General features: G+C 68.3%; 15 protein-coding genes. 9 read left to right on the top strand and 6 right to left on the bottom strand.

The features are described from left to right. The first annotated feature begins 33 nt into the window (after positions 1 to 33). Together HWX09_RS27835 and HWX09_RS27830 are read left to right on the top strand one after the other, a co-directional pair. Complete coding sequence (locus tag HWX09_RS27835) at positions 34 to 2256, top strand: amylo-alpha-1,6-glucosidase (RefSeq protein ID WP_027781183.1); 2223 nt, start codon at positions 34 to 36, stop codon at positions 2254 to 2256. Positions 2257 to 2352: 96 nt separating this feature from the next. Then, complete coding sequence (locus tag HWX09_RS27830; protein ID WP_006482135.1) at positions 2353 to 2604, top strand: hypothetical protein; 252 nt, start codon at positions 2353 to 2355, stop codon at positions 2602 to 2604. A 483-nt stretch (positions 2605 to 3087) separates the two neighbouring features. Here HWX09_RS27830 and penR read toward each other — a convergent pair whose 3' ends face one another. After that, the gene (gene penR, locus HWX09_RS27825) at positions 3088 to 3978 is read right to left on the bottom strand and encodes a beta-lactamase transcriptional regulator PenR (RefSeq protein WP_027781182.1); all 891 of its coding nucleotides are present in this window, start codon (positions 3976 to 3978) and stop codon (positions 3088 to 3090) included. 135 nt (positions 3979 to 4113) lie between these two features. On the opposite strand from penR, the gene blaPEN-B reads away from it, so the two are divergent. Further along, positions 4114 to 5052 (top strand): PEN-B family class A beta-lactamase, encoded by a 939-nt coding sequence (blaPEN-B, locus tag HWX09_RS27820; RefSeq protein WP_027781181.1) that lies wholly within the window; start codon positions 4114 to 4116, stop codon positions 5050 to 5052. Between the two features lie 727 nt (positions 5053 to 5779). On the opposite strand, the gene HWX09_RS27815 is transcribed toward blaPEN-B, so the two are convergent. The 4 genes from HWX09_RS27815 to HWX09_RS27800 form a co-directional block, all read right to left on the bottom strand. After that, on the bottom strand, positions 5780 to 6148 hold the full coding sequence (locus HWX09_RS27815; RefSeq protein WP_027781180.1) for an antibiotic biosynthesis monooxygenase family protein: 369 nt from the start codon (positions 6146 to 6148) through the stop codon (positions 5780 to 5782). Positions 6149 to 6183: 35 nt separating this feature from the next. Further along, positions 6184 to 6630: a MarR family winged helix-turn-helix transcriptional regulator gene (locus HWX09_RS27810; RefSeq protein ID WP_027781179.1), complete on the bottom strand. Its 447-nt coding sequence runs from the start codon at positions 6628 to 6630 to the stop codon at positions 6184 to 6186. 317 nt (positions 6631 to 6947) lie between these two features. Beyond that, entirely contained in the window at positions 6948 to 8321 is a 1374-nt protein-coding gene (locus HWX09_RS27805) for an ATP-binding protein (protein WP_027781178.1), read from the bottom strand. After that, positions 8318 to 8980 carry a response regulator gene (locus tag HWX09_RS27800; RefSeq protein ID WP_027781177.1) on the bottom strand — a complete coding sequence of 221 codons (663 nt, stop codon included), beginning with the start codon at positions 8978 to 8980 and terminating at the stop codon, positions 8318 to 8320. The genes HWX09_RS27805 and HWX09_RS27800 overlap by 4 nt, the downstream gene beginning before the upstream one ends. A gap of 231 nt (positions 8981 to 9211) precedes the next feature. On the opposite strand from HWX09_RS27800, the gene HWX09_RS27795 reads away from it, so the two are divergent. From HWX09_RS27795 to HWX09_RS27770, 6 genes are all read left to right on the top strand, one after another. Beyond that, a complete protein-coding gene (locus tag HWX09_RS27795; RefSeq protein WP_027781176.1) occupies positions 9212 to 9565 on the top strand; it encodes a NirD/YgiW/YdeI family stress tolerance protein in 354 nt (117 codons plus the stop codon). 55 nt (positions 9566 to 9620) lie between these two features. Then, a complete protein-coding gene (locus HWX09_RS27790) occupies positions 9621 to 10481 on the top strand; it encodes a MurR/RpiR family transcriptional regulator (RefSeq protein ID WP_027781175.1) in 861 nt (286 codons plus the stop codon). A gap of 289 nt (positions 10482 to 10770) precedes the next feature. Further along, positions 10771 to 12438, top strand: coding sequence for an ankyrin repeat domain-containing protein (locus HWX09_RS27785; RefSeq protein WP_027781174.1), 1668 nt, complete (start codon positions 10771 to 10773; stop codon positions 12436 to 12438). A 143-nt stretch (positions 12439 to 12581) separates the two neighbouring features. Continuing rightward, positions 12582 to 13442 carry an isocitrate lyase/phosphoenolpyruvate mutase family protein gene (locus HWX09_RS27780; protein ID WP_027781173.1) on the top strand — a complete coding sequence of 287 codons (861 nt, stop codon included), beginning with the start codon at positions 12582 to 12584 and terminating at the stop codon, positions 13440 to 13442. A 353-nt stretch (positions 13443 to 13795) separates the two neighbouring features. Next, positions 13796 to 14062 (top strand): YodC family protein, encoded by a 267-nt coding sequence (locus tag HWX09_RS27775; protein ID WP_027781172.1) that lies wholly within the window; start codon positions 13796 to 13798, stop codon positions 14060 to 14062. 108 nt (positions 14063 to 14170) lie between these two features. Continuing rightward, the gene (locus tag HWX09_RS27770; RefSeq protein WP_027781171.1) at positions 14171 to 15331 is read left to right on the top strand and encodes a cytochrome P450; all 1161 of its coding nucleotides are present in this window, start codon (positions 14171 to 14173) and stop codon (positions 15329 to 15331) included. A 15-nt stretch (positions 15332 to 15346) separates the two neighbouring features. Here HWX09_RS27770 and HWX09_RS27765 read toward each other — a convergent pair whose 3' ends face one another. Then, positions 15347 to 15673 carry a superinfection immunity protein gene (locus HWX09_RS27765; RefSeq protein WP_027781170.1) on the bottom strand — a complete coding sequence of 109 codons (327 nt, stop codon included), beginning with the start codon at positions 15671 to 15673 and terminating at the stop codon, positions 15347 to 15349. Between the last annotated feature and the right edge of the window lie 88 nt (positions 15674 to 15761).

Genomic DNA, 15761 nt, shown 5'->3' with positions numbered 1-15761 from the left:
CGCCGCGCGTTGCGCCTCGACACAGGAGCATCGATGCCGAATCACGCCGAAGCCACGACGACGCAGGCGCCGCAAGTCGCGCCCATTGCCCCGACCACCGCGTCGGGTCCCGCTTTCATCGCGCCCGAAGCCGATCCGCAGGCCCTCGCGCGCAACAACCAGTACGTGCTGAAATCCGGCGACGCGTTCGTGGTCAGCGACGCGCTCGGCGACATCGGCGGGCATGACGACGGCCTGTTCGTCGACGACATGCGCGTGCTGTCGACCTGGCGCCTGACGTTCGGCGGCCGCGCGCCGTCGCTGCTGTCGGGCGCGACGAGCGCCGACAACGCATCGTTCACCGCGCACCTGACGAACCGCCCGCTGCCGCCGCTCGGCGGCCACGAGACGCCCGAAGGCGTGATCCATATCGAGCGCATGCGCGTGCTCGCGGGCGACGTGCTTTACGAAGCGCTGACGCTGACGAACTACGGCGCGAGCGAAGCCGAGGTGCCGCTGTCGCTGTCGTTCGCGGCCGATTTCAAGGACATGTTCGAAGTGCGCGGCACGCGGCGGCCGAAGCGCGGCACGGTGGGCGCGCCGCGCGTCGACGCGGGCGCGGTGCGGCTGCACTACGACGGCCTCGACAGCGTGGCGCGCAACGTGACCGTGCATTTCTCGCCGGCGCCCGACGCGCTGTCGGTCGATCGCGCCGACTACACGCTGACGATCGCCGCGCAGGCGTGCGTGTCGATTTACCTGACCGTCGATGCGACGCTCGGGCCCGCGCAGGCCGAAAGGCCCGGATGCGGCCGCGTCGCGCTGCGCACCGCGCTCGTCGGCGTGCATCGCGAGATGCGGGCACGGCGCGAGTCGATGGCGCGCGTGAACACCGGCAATCCGCTGTTCGACGCATGGCTCGATCGTTCGCTCGCGGATCTCGGGCTGCTCACGACGCAGCTCGACACGGGGCCGTACCCGTATGCGGGCATCCCGTGGTTCTCGACGCCGTTCGGCCGCGACGCGATCATCACGTCGCTGCAGATGCTGTGGCTGCAGCCGTCGCTCGCGCGCGGCGTGCTGCGTTTTCTCGCCGAGCATCAGGCGCGCGAGACCTCCGCGTTCCGCGACGCGGAGCCCGGCAAGATCATGCACGAGTTCCGCCGCAGCGAGATGGCCGCGACGGGCGAGGTGCCGTTCGCGCTGTACTACGGCGGCGTCGATACGACTCCGCTGTTCATCGTGCTCGCGGGCGCCTATGTCGAACGCACCGGCGACGAAGCGCTGATCGACGAGCTGTGGCCCGCGCTCGAGCGCGCCGCGCAATGGGTGATCGACAAGTGCGACCGCAATCCGTACGGGCTGCTCGATTATCAGCGCACGTCGGAACGCGGCCTCGCGAACCAGGGCTGGAAGGACAGCCACGATTCGGTGTTCCACGCGGACGGCCGTTTCCCGGACGGGCCGATCGCGCTCGTCGAAGTGCAGGCCTATGCGTGCGCGGCGCTCGACGCGATGTCGGCTTGCTCGCACCGGCGCGGCCATGCTGCCGACGCGACGCGCTACGCGTTGCGCGCGAAGACGCTGCGCGAGCAGGTCGACGCGCTGTTCTGGATGCCGGAAGGCGATTTCTACGGGATCGCGCTCGACGGTCATGGCGACCTGTGCCGCGTGTTCGCGTCGAATGCGGGCCATCTGCTTGCGTTCGGGCTGCCCGACGCGGAACGCGGCGCGGCGGTCGCCGGCGTGCTTGGCTCGGCGCTGTTCCAGACGGGCTGGGGCATCCGCACGCTCGCGGCCGGGCAGCCGCGTTTCAACCCGATGGCCTATCACAACGGCTCGGTGTGGCCGCACGACAATGCGCTCATCGCGCGCGGCCTGGCGCGCTACGGCGACAAGACGGCCGCGGTGAACCTGCTGCGCGCGCTGTTCGAGGCGGCGGTGAGCTTCGAGATGCGCTTGCCGGAGCTGTTCTGCGGTTTCCCGCGTCGGCGCGGCGAACCGCCGACCGCGTATCCGGTGGCCTGCCTGCCGCAGGCGTGGGCGGCCGGCGCGCCGTTCATGATGCTGCAGGCGTGCCTCGGCGTGAGCATCGACGCGTCGCGCCACGAGGTGCGCGTCGAGCGTCCGGCATTGCCGGAAGGCGTCGACTGGCTGCGGATCGATGCGCTGCGCGTCGGCGACGAAACCGTGTCGCTGACGTTCCGCCGTGTCGACGGCCAGGTGGTCGCCGCGGCGGAGCAGCCGGGCCGCGTGAAGGTGGTCGCGGTGCTGTAGCGGCGTGCCGCGCGAACGTTGCGCGATGTCGCGCCACGTTCGCGCGCAGCGGCATAGAATCGTGACATGACCCTTGAACGATGGCGGAGGTAGACGATGACGACCGACAACCGGCCCGACGACGGCGAGCACAAGCTCGAGAATCTGGAAGCGGCGGTCGACCACCTGCACAAGTCGATCGAATCGCAGAGCATCGCGGTCGGCGCGGCGAAGGGCATCCTGTTCAGCCTGATCGAAACGCTCGGCGCACTGATCGGCGATCCCGACCTGCCGGAGCATGCGCGTTCGGGCTACGAAGCGTTGCGCGACAAGGCGAGCGAATTGCGCGGCGGGCTCGACCGCCATTGACGCACGGGCGGCGCAGCCGCTGCCCGATTCGGCGGACGCGGCACAAAACCTCGTCCGCTCAATCGGTTAGGCGCCCGATACGCAGGATATCCACAAGCTTGCCAACACAATCTGTGGAGAACCGCGCGGCCATCGGCCGGGCGCGCCACGCGTGCACGGCGTGCGGTTCGGCAACCGTTTCCGTGCCACACCATTGACCGGTCAAGGTCCGTGCACTGAATCCCCTTGTGTATCAAGATGTTACGCGTCCGATCTGACGGATATCCACAGGCTTGCCAACAAAATCTGTGGACAACTCGCAATCGATTGCGTCGTACGGGTTGAGGATCCGGCCGGAATGCGACGGGTGCGCGAAGCCCGTGCGCAAAGGCTGCCCGCGCCGTGCATCGGCGCGCGAATGTATGCGCGATCAAGGGCTTAGGCCTCGGATACCCAGGATATCCACATCCTTGCCAACACTTTCTGTGGACAAGCGCGGCGGCGTTACTCGGTGGGCGCCGCGCCGGCCGCTTCCGCCACGATCCAGTCGCGAAAGAGCGTCATCGCGGGCGTCAGCGGTTTCGATTTCAGCGACGTGAGCCAGTAGCCGCCCGCACGCACGTCGATGTCGAGCGGCCGCGCGAGCTGGCCGAGCTGCAGTTCGCGCGCGAACATGCACGCGGGCGCGAGCGCGACGCCCGCGCCCTGCATCGCGGCCTCGACCATCAGCCGCGACGAATCGAACACGGGCCCGTTGACGGCCCACGGTTCGAGCTGCGCGGCATCGAACCAGCCGAGCCATTCGTCGGTGCGGTACGAGCGCAGCAGCGTTTCGTTCGCGAGATCGGCCGGCCGCGCGAGGCGTCGCGCAATGTCCGGCGTGCACAACGCGGTGAGCGGTGCATCGAGCAGCCGCTCGTTACGCGTCGTCGGCCAGTTGCCTTCACCGAAGCGGATCGCGAAGTCGAGGCCCTCGGCGGCGAGGTCGACGACGTTGTTGTTGGTCCGCAGCCGCAGCTCGACGAACGGGTGCGTATCGCCGAACTGCTTCAGCCGCGGCATTAGCCAGCCTAGGGCAAAGGTGCCGACGACGCCGAGCGTCAGTACCTCGTGGAAGCGCCCGCCGTCGAACTGCTTGAGCACCGTCTCGATACGGCTGAACGCGTCGCTCAGTACCGGCAGCAATGCGCGCCCCTCGTCGGTCAGCCCGAGGCCGCGCGGTAACCGCGTGAACAACGTGCAGCCGAGCCGCTCCTCCAGCGAGCGCACTTGCTGGCTGACCGCGGCCTGGGTCACGCTCAGCTCGAGGCCGGCGCGCGTGAAGTTCAGGTGGCGCGCCGACGATTCGAACGCGCGCAACGCATTGAGCGGGAGATGAGGGCGGAGCTTCGTCATAAGAATTTCTTTTGTCAGCGCTCAATTATCGTTGCTTGTCAGTCAACCGTAAAGTCCCGATAGTGCTGTCTCGGCGGCCGGCCGTTTTCGACACGCAACACCGTTTCGCCGCCATTCCACCACGAGACAACCGACATGACCTACTCATCGAAACGTCGAACCCTGTTGCTGGCCGCCGCGACGGCGCCGCTCGTTCTCACCGTCACCGCGTGCGCGTCGCGGCAGGCCGCCGCACCGGACGAAACCACGGCGGCAGGGGCGGCTGCCGCGGACGCCATTGCGCCCGCCGCGGCGGCGGCGACGCTCGCCGATCTCGAGCGCGACGCGGGCGGCCGTCTCGGCGTGTGCGCGATCGACGCGGCGAGCGGCCGGGCCATCGAGCATCGTGCGGGCGAGCGCTTCCCGTTCTGCAGTACGTTCAAGGCGATGCTGAGTGCGGCCGTGCTCGCGCAGAGCGTCGAGCGGCCGGGCTTGCTGCAACAGCGCGTGACGTACACCAAGGCCGATCTCGTCAACTATTCGCCGGTGTCGGAGAAGCATGTCGGCACGGGCATGACGGTCGCCGCGCTGTGCGAGGCCACGATCCAGTACAGCGACAACTCGGCTGCGAACCTGCTGATGAAGCTGATCGGCGGCCCGTCGGCGGTAACGGCCTATGCGCGTTCGATCGGCGACGACACGTTCCGTCTCGATCGATGGGAGACCGAACTGAATACCGCGCTGCCGGGCGACCCGCGCGACACGACGACGCCCGCCGCGATGGCCGCCAGCATGCGCGTGCTGACGCTCGGCGACGCACTGCCGTCCGCGCAGCGTGCGCAGCTCATCACGTGGCTGCGCGGCAACAAGGTCGGCGACAAGCGAATTCGCGCGGGCGTGCCGGCTGGGTGGGTGGTCGGCGACAAGACCGGTACCGGCGATTACGGGACGACGAACGACGCGGGCGTCATCTGGCCGACGTCGCGCGCGCCGATCGTGCTGGTCGTGTACTACACGCAGACGCGCGCCGATGCGCGGGCAAAGGACGACGTGATCGCGTCGGTCGCGCGTATCGTCGCGCAGACGTTCGGTTGAGCCGCGCGGCACGGCATGGGTGGCGCGCGCCTCGGACGCGCCGTGCCGCAGTCGTGACCCGCGCGATCAAACGTTGTGCGATCAACGACTTAGGTCGCGCATGCTCAGGATATCCACATGCTTGCCAACAAAAATTGTGGACAAGCCCGCGAGTGGCGGCGTCCGGCATGACGCGCGCCGCCGTGCTCGATTTGAAGCGGCGCGGACAAAGTCTTTCGGATCAAGCGCTTGGTCGCGGTATGCGCAGGCTATCCACACGCTTGCCAACACAATCTGTGGACAAGCGTGGCAGGCGGCGCGTCGCGTGCCGAGGCGTCACGCAACAGGCGATCGGGCGGCCGTGTGCCGTTTCGAGGCGGCGCGGACAAAGTCTTTCGGATCAAGTGCTTGATCGCGGTATGCGCAGGCTATCCACAAGCTTGCCAACACAATCTGTGGGTAAGTGGCGCCGCGCCGGTCCGGCATGCGTGCGGGAGTGACGACGTCCATCGGGCGTACGTCGTCGTGGCGGCGTGGCGGCGTGGCGTCGTGATGCGATGTGCGGCGAAGCGGTGAAGGCGGCGGCATTGCCCGCGCCTCGTCTGCATCACGCGTGCCAAAGTCCATCGGATCAAGGGTTTAGCGTCACGGTGCGCAGGATATCCACAAGCTTGCCAACATTTTCTGTGGAGAAGTCCGTGTTCGCGATTCGGCCGATGCCACGCACTGCCACGTCTCGCACGCCGGCTCACGCCGTGCAGATACCGGCCACGCCGACCTTCTGGAACAGGTGCGGGCTGGCGACGGCGGACGACGGATAGGCCGACAGCTTCGCGACGAACTCCGGATGCGTGAAGGCCGCGCGAAACGCATCCGTCGATTCCCAGATCGCATAATTCAGGTAGGTCGGGCTGTCGCCGAGCGCGCGGTGAAGCTGCGTCGAGATGAATCCGGGCTGCCGCTTCATGAACTCCGCGTCGTCTTTCCAGACGGCGAGAAAGTCGGCTTCGTCGGCGGGCGCCAGCGTGAACACGTTGACGAGCACGACCGGCTCCGCGTCGATCGCGATCTGTTGCTGGATCGGAAAGGCCGGATCCATCGGCTTGAACTGAGGCATGGGTACTCCTGGTGGGGTAGAGGGCAAGCGGGCGATCACGCGTGGCCGCCTGGGCCGTGCGCGCCGGACATCGCCGACAGCACGCGCAGCGCCGCGTCGAGGTCGGCCGAACTGAAATCGACGGCGATGTCGCGGACATGCCGCTGCCACTGCTCGACCACGGCCTGATAGGCCGCTTCGCCACGCGGCGTCAGCGCATACAACGGCGAGCGCTTGTGCGCCGGATTGGGCAACGACAACACCAGCCCTTCGTCGGTCAGCACGTTGATCTGTTTCAGGACGGCCTGCCGCGTGATACCCATCGCATCGGCGATCTGCGGGATGTTCGGCGCGTCCTGCGCCATCGAGATCGCGCCCAGCACCTGCCAGCGCGCGCTGGTCAAGCCGTGCGGCCCGGCGAAGGCGTTGCCCCATTCGATCAGCAGGCCGTTCAACCGGAATACGGACAGCGCGACGGCGGTCAACTTGTCGGATTTCGTCATATCCAGCTCGGATCGTAAATTGACAACCATTTTACGTAATGGACAACTGGTTGTCAAATTTTCGAATGAGCGCGGACGAAGGGAACTGCTGTATTGCAGCGCTGAGAAGCTCGCGGACATCCTCGAAACCTCGACCGGCCTTCGGGTCGAGCGGATCGTCTACGCCAACTGATGCGGGCGCGTGCTTGCTCCGCGCCGGCGCATTTGCCGCGCACACACGACAAACCCTTTCCGATCAACGGCTTGGTGCCGTTAATGGAAGGTTGTCCACAAGCTTGCCAACATAATCTGTGGACAAGCCGCCCGCCGTCCGCGCATCAGGCCGGGCGCGGGAAGCGCACCGTGACGGTCAGCCCGCGTCCGCCGCGCGTGGTCCCGAGCGCGACGGTCGCGCGATGTTGTTCGGCGATCCGCTTGACGATCGACAGCCCGAGCCCGCTGCCCGACGTGGCGGCTTGCGCGCCTTCGCCGCGATAGAAGCGTTCCCACACGTCCGTGCGTTCGGCTTCCGGGATGCCGGGGCCATCGTCGGCGACTTCGAGTACGGGCGTCGCGCCGTCCATGCGCGCCGACACGTCGACGCGCGCACCTTCGCCCGCATAGCGGATCGCGTTGTCGACGAGATTGTTCAGCAGCACGCGCAGCGTGTCGGCATTGCCCGCCGTCAACACGGGCCCGTCGACGATCGCACCGAGATCGATCCGGTGCGCGTCGGCGACGCGCGCGCGGTCCGACACCACCGAGCGGCACAGCGCGGCGAGATCGAGCGGCGCCGACGCGGCGACGGCCGCCTGCGCATCGGGTTCGAGGCGTGCGAGCGTCAGCAACTGTTCGGCGAGGTGGCCGAGGCGCGTCGTGCCCGCATGGATTTGCGCGAGGATGTGCTCGCGTTCCTCGGCCGTCGCCGCGCGGCGCAGCAATTGCGACTGGATCGACAGCCCCATGATCGGCGTGCGCAGCTCGTGCGCGGCGTCGGCGATGAAGTGCCGCTGCAACGTGAACGAGCGGTCGAGGCGGGCGAGCAGGTCGTTGATCGCCTCGGCGAGCGGGCGGACCTCGTTCGGCATCGATGCGACGTCGACCGGCTCGAGGTTGTTCGCATTCCTGCGTTTCAGGCCGGACGCGATTGCCCGCAACGGCCGCAGCCCCGCGCCGATGCCGAACCACAGGCCGAGCGCGAGCAGCGGCAGCATCGAGAACACGGGCCACAGCAGATGGACGGCGATGCCCGCGATCGCTTCCCAGCGCGCATGCCGCGCCTGCGCGAGCCGGATCGTCGTGCCGCCGCGCTCGGTCACATAGGTGCGCCACGGCTGGCCGCCGACGTCGACGCTCGCGATGCCTTGCTGCGCGGGCGGCGGCAACTTCGAGTCGCGGTCGGTCGAATACACGAGCGTGCCGTTGCGCCAGACCTGCAGCAGCACCGCATCGGGGTCGCTCGCTTCGAAACCATGCTTGCCTTTGGCCTGGTTGCTGAACGACAGCTCGCCGTTCGGGCCGACGACGATCTGTTTCGACATGCTGCGCATCTGGTCGTCGAGCAGGTCGTCGAGTTCGCGCAGCGCGCCCCAGTAGGTGCCGGCGCTCGCGACCAGGCCGATCACGCACGCGGCCGGCAGCAGCCACGTCAGCAGGCGGCGCCGCAGCGACGCGTTGCGCCAGCGCGCGACCGCGCGTTGCATGCGCGTCACGTGCCGTCACCGATCCGGTAGCCGACGCCGCGCACCGTGCGGATCATGTCGTGGCCGAGTTTCTTGCGCAGGTTGTGGATATGCACTTGCACCGCGTTGCTCTCGATTTCCTCGCCCCAGCTGTACAGCCGTTCCTCGAACTGTTCGCGCGAAATCACCGCGCCCGGTTCGCGCATCAGCTCGTGCAGCAGCACGAATTCCTTCGGCGACAGCGGCACTTCGTCGTCGTCGAGCCAGACGAGGTGCTTGACGGGATCGAGCCGCAGCGGGCCGATCGCGAGCGTCGTCTGCGCGCGGCCTGCATGGCGGCGGCTGACCGCGCGGATGCGGGCGAGCAGCTCGTCGAGCTCGAACGGCTTGACGAGATAGTCGTCCGCGCCGCTGTCGAGGCCCGCGATACGGTCGGGCACGCCGTCGCGCGCGGTGATGATGATCGCGGGCAGGTTTTCGTCGCGGCGGCGCAGCGCGGCGAGCACCGACAGGCCGTCGCGGTTCGGCAGCCCGAGATCGAGCAGCAGCAGCCCGTAGCCGGTCGCCCGCAGCGCGAGCGACGCGGCGTCGCCGTCCTTCACCCAGTCGACCGCGAAGCCTTCCTGTTTGAGGCCCTGTTCGAGCCCGCTGCCGATCAGCGGATCGTCCTCGACGAGCAGTACGCGCATGGATTCGTGTCTCTCCAACGGGGGCGCCCGGCGCCCGGGGTTCTCATGATAAGCGCACGCGTCTTAGGCCGAGCTTAAATGCGCGCGGTGCGAGGCCCGCTTTCGTACTCGTCCAATGGGGCGCCGTCTCGCTTCGGTATACCCTTCAGGTTGCTTAATCTTACGGTCCGTAATCTGGCGCCGTCGCGTTCAACGGAGCGCGGCGCCACATCGAGGAAGAGGAACGAAATCATGAAACACCTGGCCAGAATCCTGGCGATTGCGCTCGTCGCGCTGCCCGCCGCCGTCTACGCGCAATACACGGGGCCGTCCGCATTGACCCCGACGACCGTCAAGGAACTGCTCGCGAACGGCAAGGACGACCAGCACGTGCAGTTGCAGGGGCGCATCGTCAAGCACGTCGGCGGCGAGGATTACGAGTTCGCCGACGCCACCGGCACGATCCGCGTCGAGATCGACCACAAGCTGTGGGCGGCGGGCCAGCCGGTCAGCGACAAGAACGAGGTGAAGCTGACCGGCGAATTCGAGCGCAAATGGTCGGGCCGCGTGAAGGTCGATGCCGATCACGTCGAAGTGCTGCGCTGACCGGTGGGCGCGGGGCCGGTGATACCATGGACGACCGGTTCCCGTTCCCACCAAGATGGCCGCCAATTTCGACGAACTCGCGTCCCGGATCCGGGCGCAATTTTCCGAGCTGAGCCCGCAATTTCAGGCGGGCGCCGCCTTCCTGCTCGATCATCCCGACGAAGTCGCCACGTCGTCGATGCGTAAGGTCGCGCAGCGCGCGCAGGTGCAGCCTGCGTCGCTCGTGCGGCTCGCGCAGCAATTCGGTTTTCCCGGCTGGAACGAGTTGCGCGACCTGTGCGTCGCGCGCGTGCGCACGCGCCCCGAGCCGCTCACGCAGCGTGCGCGCTCGCTCGTGCGGCCCGACGCGAAGGCATCGCTTGCGCACGATCTGCTCGCCGCGCAGCAGCACAACCTATCGGCGACCGCCGCGCAGAACGAGCACGCGCTCGCGGATGCGGCGAGGTTGATCCGCAAGGCATCGCACGTGCACGTGGCGGGGTTTCGTTCGTGCTATCCGGTCGCTTTCGGTTTCGTCTACGGCTACCGGCTGTTTCGTCCGACCGTGTCGCTGCTCAACGGCGTGGCCGGTTCGCTCGAAATGGAGTTGCGGACGATCGCGAAGCAGAGCGTGACGGTGATCGTCAGCTTCGCGCCGTATTCGGCCGAAGCGACGCGCGTCGCGCAGGCCGCGAAGGCCCAGGGCAGCCGGATCGTCGCGATCACCGACAGCGCGGTGTCGCCGATCGCGCTGCACGCGGACGCGCAACTGATCTTCACGCACGACAGCCCGTCGTTTTTTCCGTCGCTGGTGGCCGCGCACGCGATGGCCGAGGCGCTGGTCGCGCAGTTGCTGGCGCTCGAGGGCAGCGATGCGATCGCGGCGCTCGAGCGGACCGAAGCGGAGCTGCACGCGAAGGGCGCGTACGTCGTTTGACGGGCCCAGGACGTTCGGTTTCCGCCAACCTTCATTGACGACCCCACGCAACCGATGACGTTGACCTATGCAGTGACCGACGCGGGCGACCCGGAGGTGCGCAAGCAGGTCGTCGCGCCACACGATTGACGCTGCCAGCGGCCGTCGCCTACGATACCGGGCAGCGATGCAGGTCGCTTCCGGGTCCGCGGAAAGGGTTCAACCCACCTGTCGCGGCAAATCCAGTCTTCCCCCATCCTTTGTGCTGGCGGTATTGCGGACCTTCGGCCAACCATGCACGAGGATCCGCATGAAAAAGCTGCCTCCCGACGCCCATCCCGATCATCTGAAAAAGCAGGCCAAGGCATTGTTGCGCCTGTACCGGCAGGGCGACGTCGACGCCGTCGCGCGCTTCGTCCAGTCGCTGCCGGCGGCCGCGAATCGCACGCATGACGAAACGCTCGCGCTCGGGCTGCGCCTGCACGACGCGCAGTCCTGCATCGCACGCGAGTACGGTTTTGCTTCGTGGGCCGATCTCGGCGTGTTCGTCGAAACGCATGCGCTCGCACGGCAGCCGCGGCCGCAGCTGATTAGCCGCTGGCTCGACCTCGCGTACGGCGCCGACGTGACCGGCGGCTTCGACGCATCTCGGCCGCGCGTCGCCGCGCAATTGCTGCTCGACCATCCCGATCTCGTGTCGGCGGACCTGGCCATCGCATGCGCGGCGGGCGATCTCGACGCGGTAAAGGCGGCGCTGGCCGCCGATCCCGGCTGGATCGCGCGCGCCGGCGGTGCGCTGAAGTTGCCGCCGCTCGTCGCCGTCACGCATTCGCGGCTCGCGCAGCTTCCCGAATTCGCGGCCCGGCTGCGCGCATGCGCCCGTCATCTGCTCGATGCGGGCGCCGATCCGAACCAGCGGATCGGCAACCGGTATCCGCCGGCCTCGCTTGCGGAGCCCGACGAGTCGCAGCCGCTGTCGGCGCTATATGGCGCCGCCGGCGTCAATCGCGATGCGGCGCTCACCGCGATGCTGCTGGAAGCCGGCGCCGATCCGAACGACGGCGAATCGCTGTATCACTCGGTGGAGAACCCGGCGTGCACGCGCCTGCTGCTCGAGTACGGCGCCCGGGTGGGCGGGACGAATGCGTTGCGGCGGGCGCTCGACGTGCCGGACGCGGCCGCGCTCGAATGGCTGCTCGCGCATGGCGGCGACCCGAACGAGCCGGCCGGCGACGGGCCGACGACGATGTGGGGCGCGCCGTTGTTGCGCGCGATCGCCGTGCGTTGCCCGGCGCGCCATGTCGCCGCGCTGCTGGCGGCCGGCTCCGATCCCCGCGCGCGGACCGCCGCTGGCGTCAGTGCGTACCGGCTCGCGATACAGACCGGGTTGTCCGACGTCGCGGCGTTGTTGCGCGCGGCCGGCGCGGAGGAGGCGCTCGACGCGCAAGACGCGTTCGTCGCGGCCTGCGCGCGCGCCGATGCCGATGACGCGCGGCGCATCCAGGCGCGCCATCGCGAGCTGCCCGGTGCGCTGTCCGACGACCGGCTGCGGCTGCTGCCGGACGCCGCCGCATGGGGTTCGCGCGATGCGGTGAAGGTGATGGTCGAACTCGGCTGGCCGATCGCCGTGCGCGGCGGCGACTGGGACGCGAGCGCGCTGAACCACGCGGTGTTCCGCGGCGATGCCGAACTGCTGGCGTTCCTGCTCGCGCACGGCGCCAACTGGCGCGACGTGCACGGGTTCGACAGCGATGCGCTCGGTACGTTGTCCTGGGCGTCGGTCAACGAGCCGGAGGGCGTCGGCGATCCCGACTGGGAAGCGTGCGCGCGCGTGCTGCTCGCGCACGGCGTGCCGCCAGCGGTGCGCGATCCGTCGAATCCGGATGGCGTGTTGATCGACGGTCGCGCGATGCGGTTCTCCGAGACCGTCGCCGACGTGTTGCTCGGCGTCGATGTCGGGCTGCCTGCATCGACGTGAACCGACGCGGGCGGCCGTGCGTGGCGGCTCGCATTCGGCACGGCCGGGTTTTTCCCGTTGCGCGACGACATTTCGGCGAACGCTGAAACGTCGCGTGCACGGCCGGCGTAAGCTCACTCGTCCACACCGCCCCGGAGTTCGCGATGCCCCGTTCCGACCTGCAAGCCCGCCACGCCGAAGCTTTCCGTGCGCTGCACACGCGCCCCGGCGCGTTCATCATCCCGAATCCGTGGGACGCCGGCACCGCGCGCCTGCTCGCGATGGCCGGCTTCGAGGCGCTCGCCACGACGAGCGCCGGCTACGCGTTTTCGAAAGGGCAGCCCGACAACGCGATCGACCGCGACGCGATGCTCGATCACATCGCCGATCTCGTCGCCGCGGGCGGCCTGCCGGTGAGCGCCGATCTCGAGAACGGCTTCGGCGACGCGCCCGACACGGTGGCTGAAACGATCCGGCTGGCGGCCGAGGCGGGCGCGGTCGGCGGCTCGATCGAGGATGCGACCGGCCGCGCCGATACGCCGATCTATGCACGCGACGCGTCGGTCGAGCGCATCGCGGCGGCCGTCGATGCGGCACGGGCGCTGCCGTTTCCGTTCACGCTGACCGCGCGCTGCGAAAACTACCTGCACGGCCGGCGTGACCTCGGCGACACGATCACGCGGCTCGTCGCCTATCGCGACGCCGGCGCCGACGTGCTGTATGCGCCCGGCATCACCGACGCCGACGAGATCGCGGCGGTGACCCGGGCGGTCGGCGCACCGGTCAATGTCGTCATGGGTCTGCAGGGCGGCCTGCTGAGCCTCGACGAGCTGGCGGCGCTCGGCGTGAAGCGCGTCAGCGTCGGCGGCGCGCTGGCGCGGGCCGCGCTCGGCGCGTTCCTGCGTGCGGCGACGGAGATGCGGCGCGACGGCACGTTCACCTTTACCCGGGCGGCTGTACCGGGGCGCGATATCAACCGCTGGTTTGCCGCGCCGGATAATTCGCCGATTTTGTTCGACGAATGAGCCCCAATAAAAGCTGGAATCGGCTGGAATCGTTTCCGGCGAAACATTGATTGACAATAATCAACCGATTTCGCGTCCGAATTAATCGTCGATGACGGCGCGAAAATCATCGTCTATTCTCCGCATTCCGCCCGAACGGCCGCAGCCGGCGTGTAAGCCACGCCGGACTGACGCCCGGCAGGCCGTCATCCGCGACGATGTCGAGCATTGTTGCAGGTTTCCGTTCTGAGCATTTTCTTGCGCGGGAGTTGCCGGATGATTTTTTGATTGATAATCTGCGGCACGTTCAAATGGCCAGCCGGTGGGCCGCCGGGAATATCAACATATTCAATATATAAAAAGCTGAGAGAGCGATGACGATCCGAGAAAATCACCGCGTCAGGTTTCGCGTGGGCGATGTCGTGACGCTGAAAACGGGCGGCCCGCGCATGACCGTCACGTATGCCGGGCCGGTCGTGTTCGACGACGGCGACTGGTTGATCTGCCAGTGGTTCGACGAAAGCGGCGAGTTCCGCCAGGAAATGTTCCATCACGATACGGTGGTGGCCGAGCCGCGCGCGATTTCGGCCGGGCGGGTCCGGTTGCGCATGCAGTCGCACCGCTACCGGTCGGCGGCCTGACGCCGGCTTGCCGTTGCGACGCCGCGGCGCCGGGTGCCCGGCGTCCGTGCGACGACATTTCACGCAATCCCGAAACATGCGGCGGCGCGCTGCGCCGATACTGAACGCATGAACCCGACCGATCCCATTGCCGCGGTCACGCACCGCGATCCCTATCCCTATTACGCAACGCTCGTCGACGGGCCGCCGCTCGCGTTCGACGCCACGCTCGGCCTGTGGGTCGCGAGCCGTGCGGCGGCCGTGACGGCCGTGCTCGGCCACCCGGCCTGCCGGGTGCGCCCGCTGGACGCGCCGGTGCCGCCCGCATTGCGCGGCACGACGGCCGGCGCGTTGTTCGGCGAGCTGGTGCGCATGAACGATGGCGCGTCGCGACACGACGTGCCGAAGCAGGCGTTGCGCGCGGCATTCGCGCCGATCGACACGGATGCGCTGCGCGGTCGCGCCGAGGCGCTTGCCGCGCGGCGACTGCCGACGCCCGGCGATGCCGACGCGCTGAACGCGTGGTGCATGACGGTGCCCGTGTGTGCGGTGGCGGATCTGCTCGGCTTCGACGAAACGCAGCTCGACGACATCGCGGCGCGGGTCGTCGAGTTCGTTGCCGCGCTGTCGCCGTTGTCGGATGCCGCGGCGCTGGCGCGCGCGAGCGACGCGGCGCGGCAACTCCTCGACCGGATGACGGAACGCGTCGCGCGGTCGCATGCGCACGACGGCACGCTGGTCGCTGCGGTGCAGCAAGCGGCCCGCGCGTCGGGCTGGCAGGCGAGCGGCGCGCAGGTCGCGAATCTCGTCGGGTTGCTGTCGCAGACGTGCGAGGCGAGCGCCGGATGGCTCGGCAATGCGCTCGTGGCATGGAGCGGCGAAGCAGGCGCGATGCCGGACGCCGCCGCGCTCGACGCATTCGTCGCCGAGGTCGGGCGTTTCGATTCACCGGTGCAGAACACGCGCCGCTTCGTCGCGGCACGCACGACGATCGAAGGCGTGAGCGTCGAGGCCGGCGATGCGATCCTCGTCGTGCTTGCCGCGGCGAATCGCGATCCGGCCGTGCATCGCGATCCGCACCGGCTGATGCCTGGCCGCCCGACGGGGCCGAATTTCGGCTTCGGCACGGGGCCGCACGGGTGTCCGGGCGAGCGGATCGCACGGGCGGTGACGGCGGGGGCGTTCGCGGCGCGGTTGCGCGCGGGCGGCTGGCCGCCGCGCGAGGCACTGAAGTGGGATTACCGCGCGTCGACCAACATCAGGATGCCGAAGTTCGACGCGATACGGTGAAGGGGAAAGGGGGACCTAACGGCAGCCTTGCTTTTCCGCCCATTGCTCCTGGGCGGCGACGCGGCGTTGCACGCGTTCGACGAGGCCGGTCGAGAAGGTGCGCATGCTGACGCCGCGGCGCTTCGCGAGGATCGTCTGCGCGACGTCGGTGCGCGGGTTCGGCTGGCACGCCCAGTACAGCGTCATCAACCAGCCGATGCCCGTCCACGCGAACAGTGCGTTGAACAGTGCGATCGTCAGCTTGTCGTGCCGGCCGCGCCTGTCTGCAATGATCGCCGGCAGAAAATAGAGTGCGATCGCGACGACCGAGCCGGCCAGTTGAATCAGGACTGCGTCATGCATGGTGCTGCTCCGTCCGAACTGCAATGGGGCTGATTGTCGCGCTTTTTCCGTTTATGTGCTGGCAATTGATTGTTGCGCTTTTGGTGAC

This window comes from Burkholderia sp. BCC1208 (genome assembly GCF_902833095.1).
Lineage (GTDB): Bacteria > Pseudomonadota > Gammaproteobacteria > Burkholderiales > Burkholderiaceae > Burkholderia.
This window is presented reverse-complemented; position numbering and strand designations above follow the sequence as displayed.

Bases quoted from the DNA above. Each gene is read 5' to 3' on its own strand.
- HWX09_RS27835 (WP_027781183.1), top strand. From the start codon at position 34: ATGCCGAATCACGCCGAAGCCACGACGACGCAGGCGCCGCAAGTCGCG.
- HWX09_RS27830 (WP_006482135.1), top strand. From the start codon at position 2,353: ATGACGACCGACAACCGGCCCGACGACGGCGAGCACAAGCTCGAGAAT.
- penR (WP_027781182.1), bottom strand. From the start codon at position 3,978: ATGACGAAGCTCCGCCCTCATCTCCCGCTCAATGCGTTGCGCGCGTTC.
- blaPEN-B (WP_027781181.1), top strand. From the start codon at position 4,114: ATGACCTACTCATCGAAACGTCGAACCCTGTTGCTGGCCGCCGCGACG.
- HWX09_RS27815 (WP_027781180.1), bottom strand. From the start codon at position 6,148: ATGCCTCAGTTCAAGCCGATGGATCCGGCCTTTCCGATCCAGCAACAG.
- HWX09_RS27810 (WP_027781179.1), bottom strand. From the start codon at position 6,630: ATGACGAAATCCGACAAGTTGACCGCCGTCGCGCTGTCCGTATTCCGG.
- HWX09_RS27800 (WP_027781177.1), bottom strand. From the start codon at position 8,980: ATGCGCGTACTGCTCGTCGAGGACGATCCGCTGATCGGCAGCGGGCTC.
- HWX09_RS27795 (WP_027781176.1), top strand. From the start codon at position 9,212: ATGAAACACCTGGCCAGAATCCTGGCGATTGCGCTCGTCGCGCTGCCC.
- HWX09_RS27790 (WP_027781175.1), top strand. From the start codon at position 9,621: ATGGCCGCCAATTTCGACGAACTCGCGTCCCGGATCCGGGCGCAATTT.
- HWX09_RS27785 (WP_027781174.1), top strand. From the start codon at position 10,771: ATGAAAAAGCTGCCTCCCGACGCCCATCCCGATCATCTGAAAAAGCAG.
- HWX09_RS27780 (WP_027781173.1), top strand. From the start codon at position 12,582: ATGCCCCGTTCCGACCTGCAAGCCCGCCACGCCGAAGCTTTCCGTGCG.
- HWX09_RS27775 (WP_027781172.1), top strand. From the start codon at position 13,796: ATGACGATCCGAGAAAATCACCGCGTCAGGTTTCGCGTGGGCGATGTC.
- HWX09_RS27770 (WP_027781171.1), top strand. From the start codon at position 14,171: ATGAACCCGACCGATCCCATTGCCGCGGTCACGCACCGCGATCCCTAT.
- HWX09_RS27765 (WP_027781170.1), bottom strand. From the start codon at position 15,673: ATGCATGACGCAGTCCTGATTCAACTGGCCGGCTCGGTCGTCGCGATC.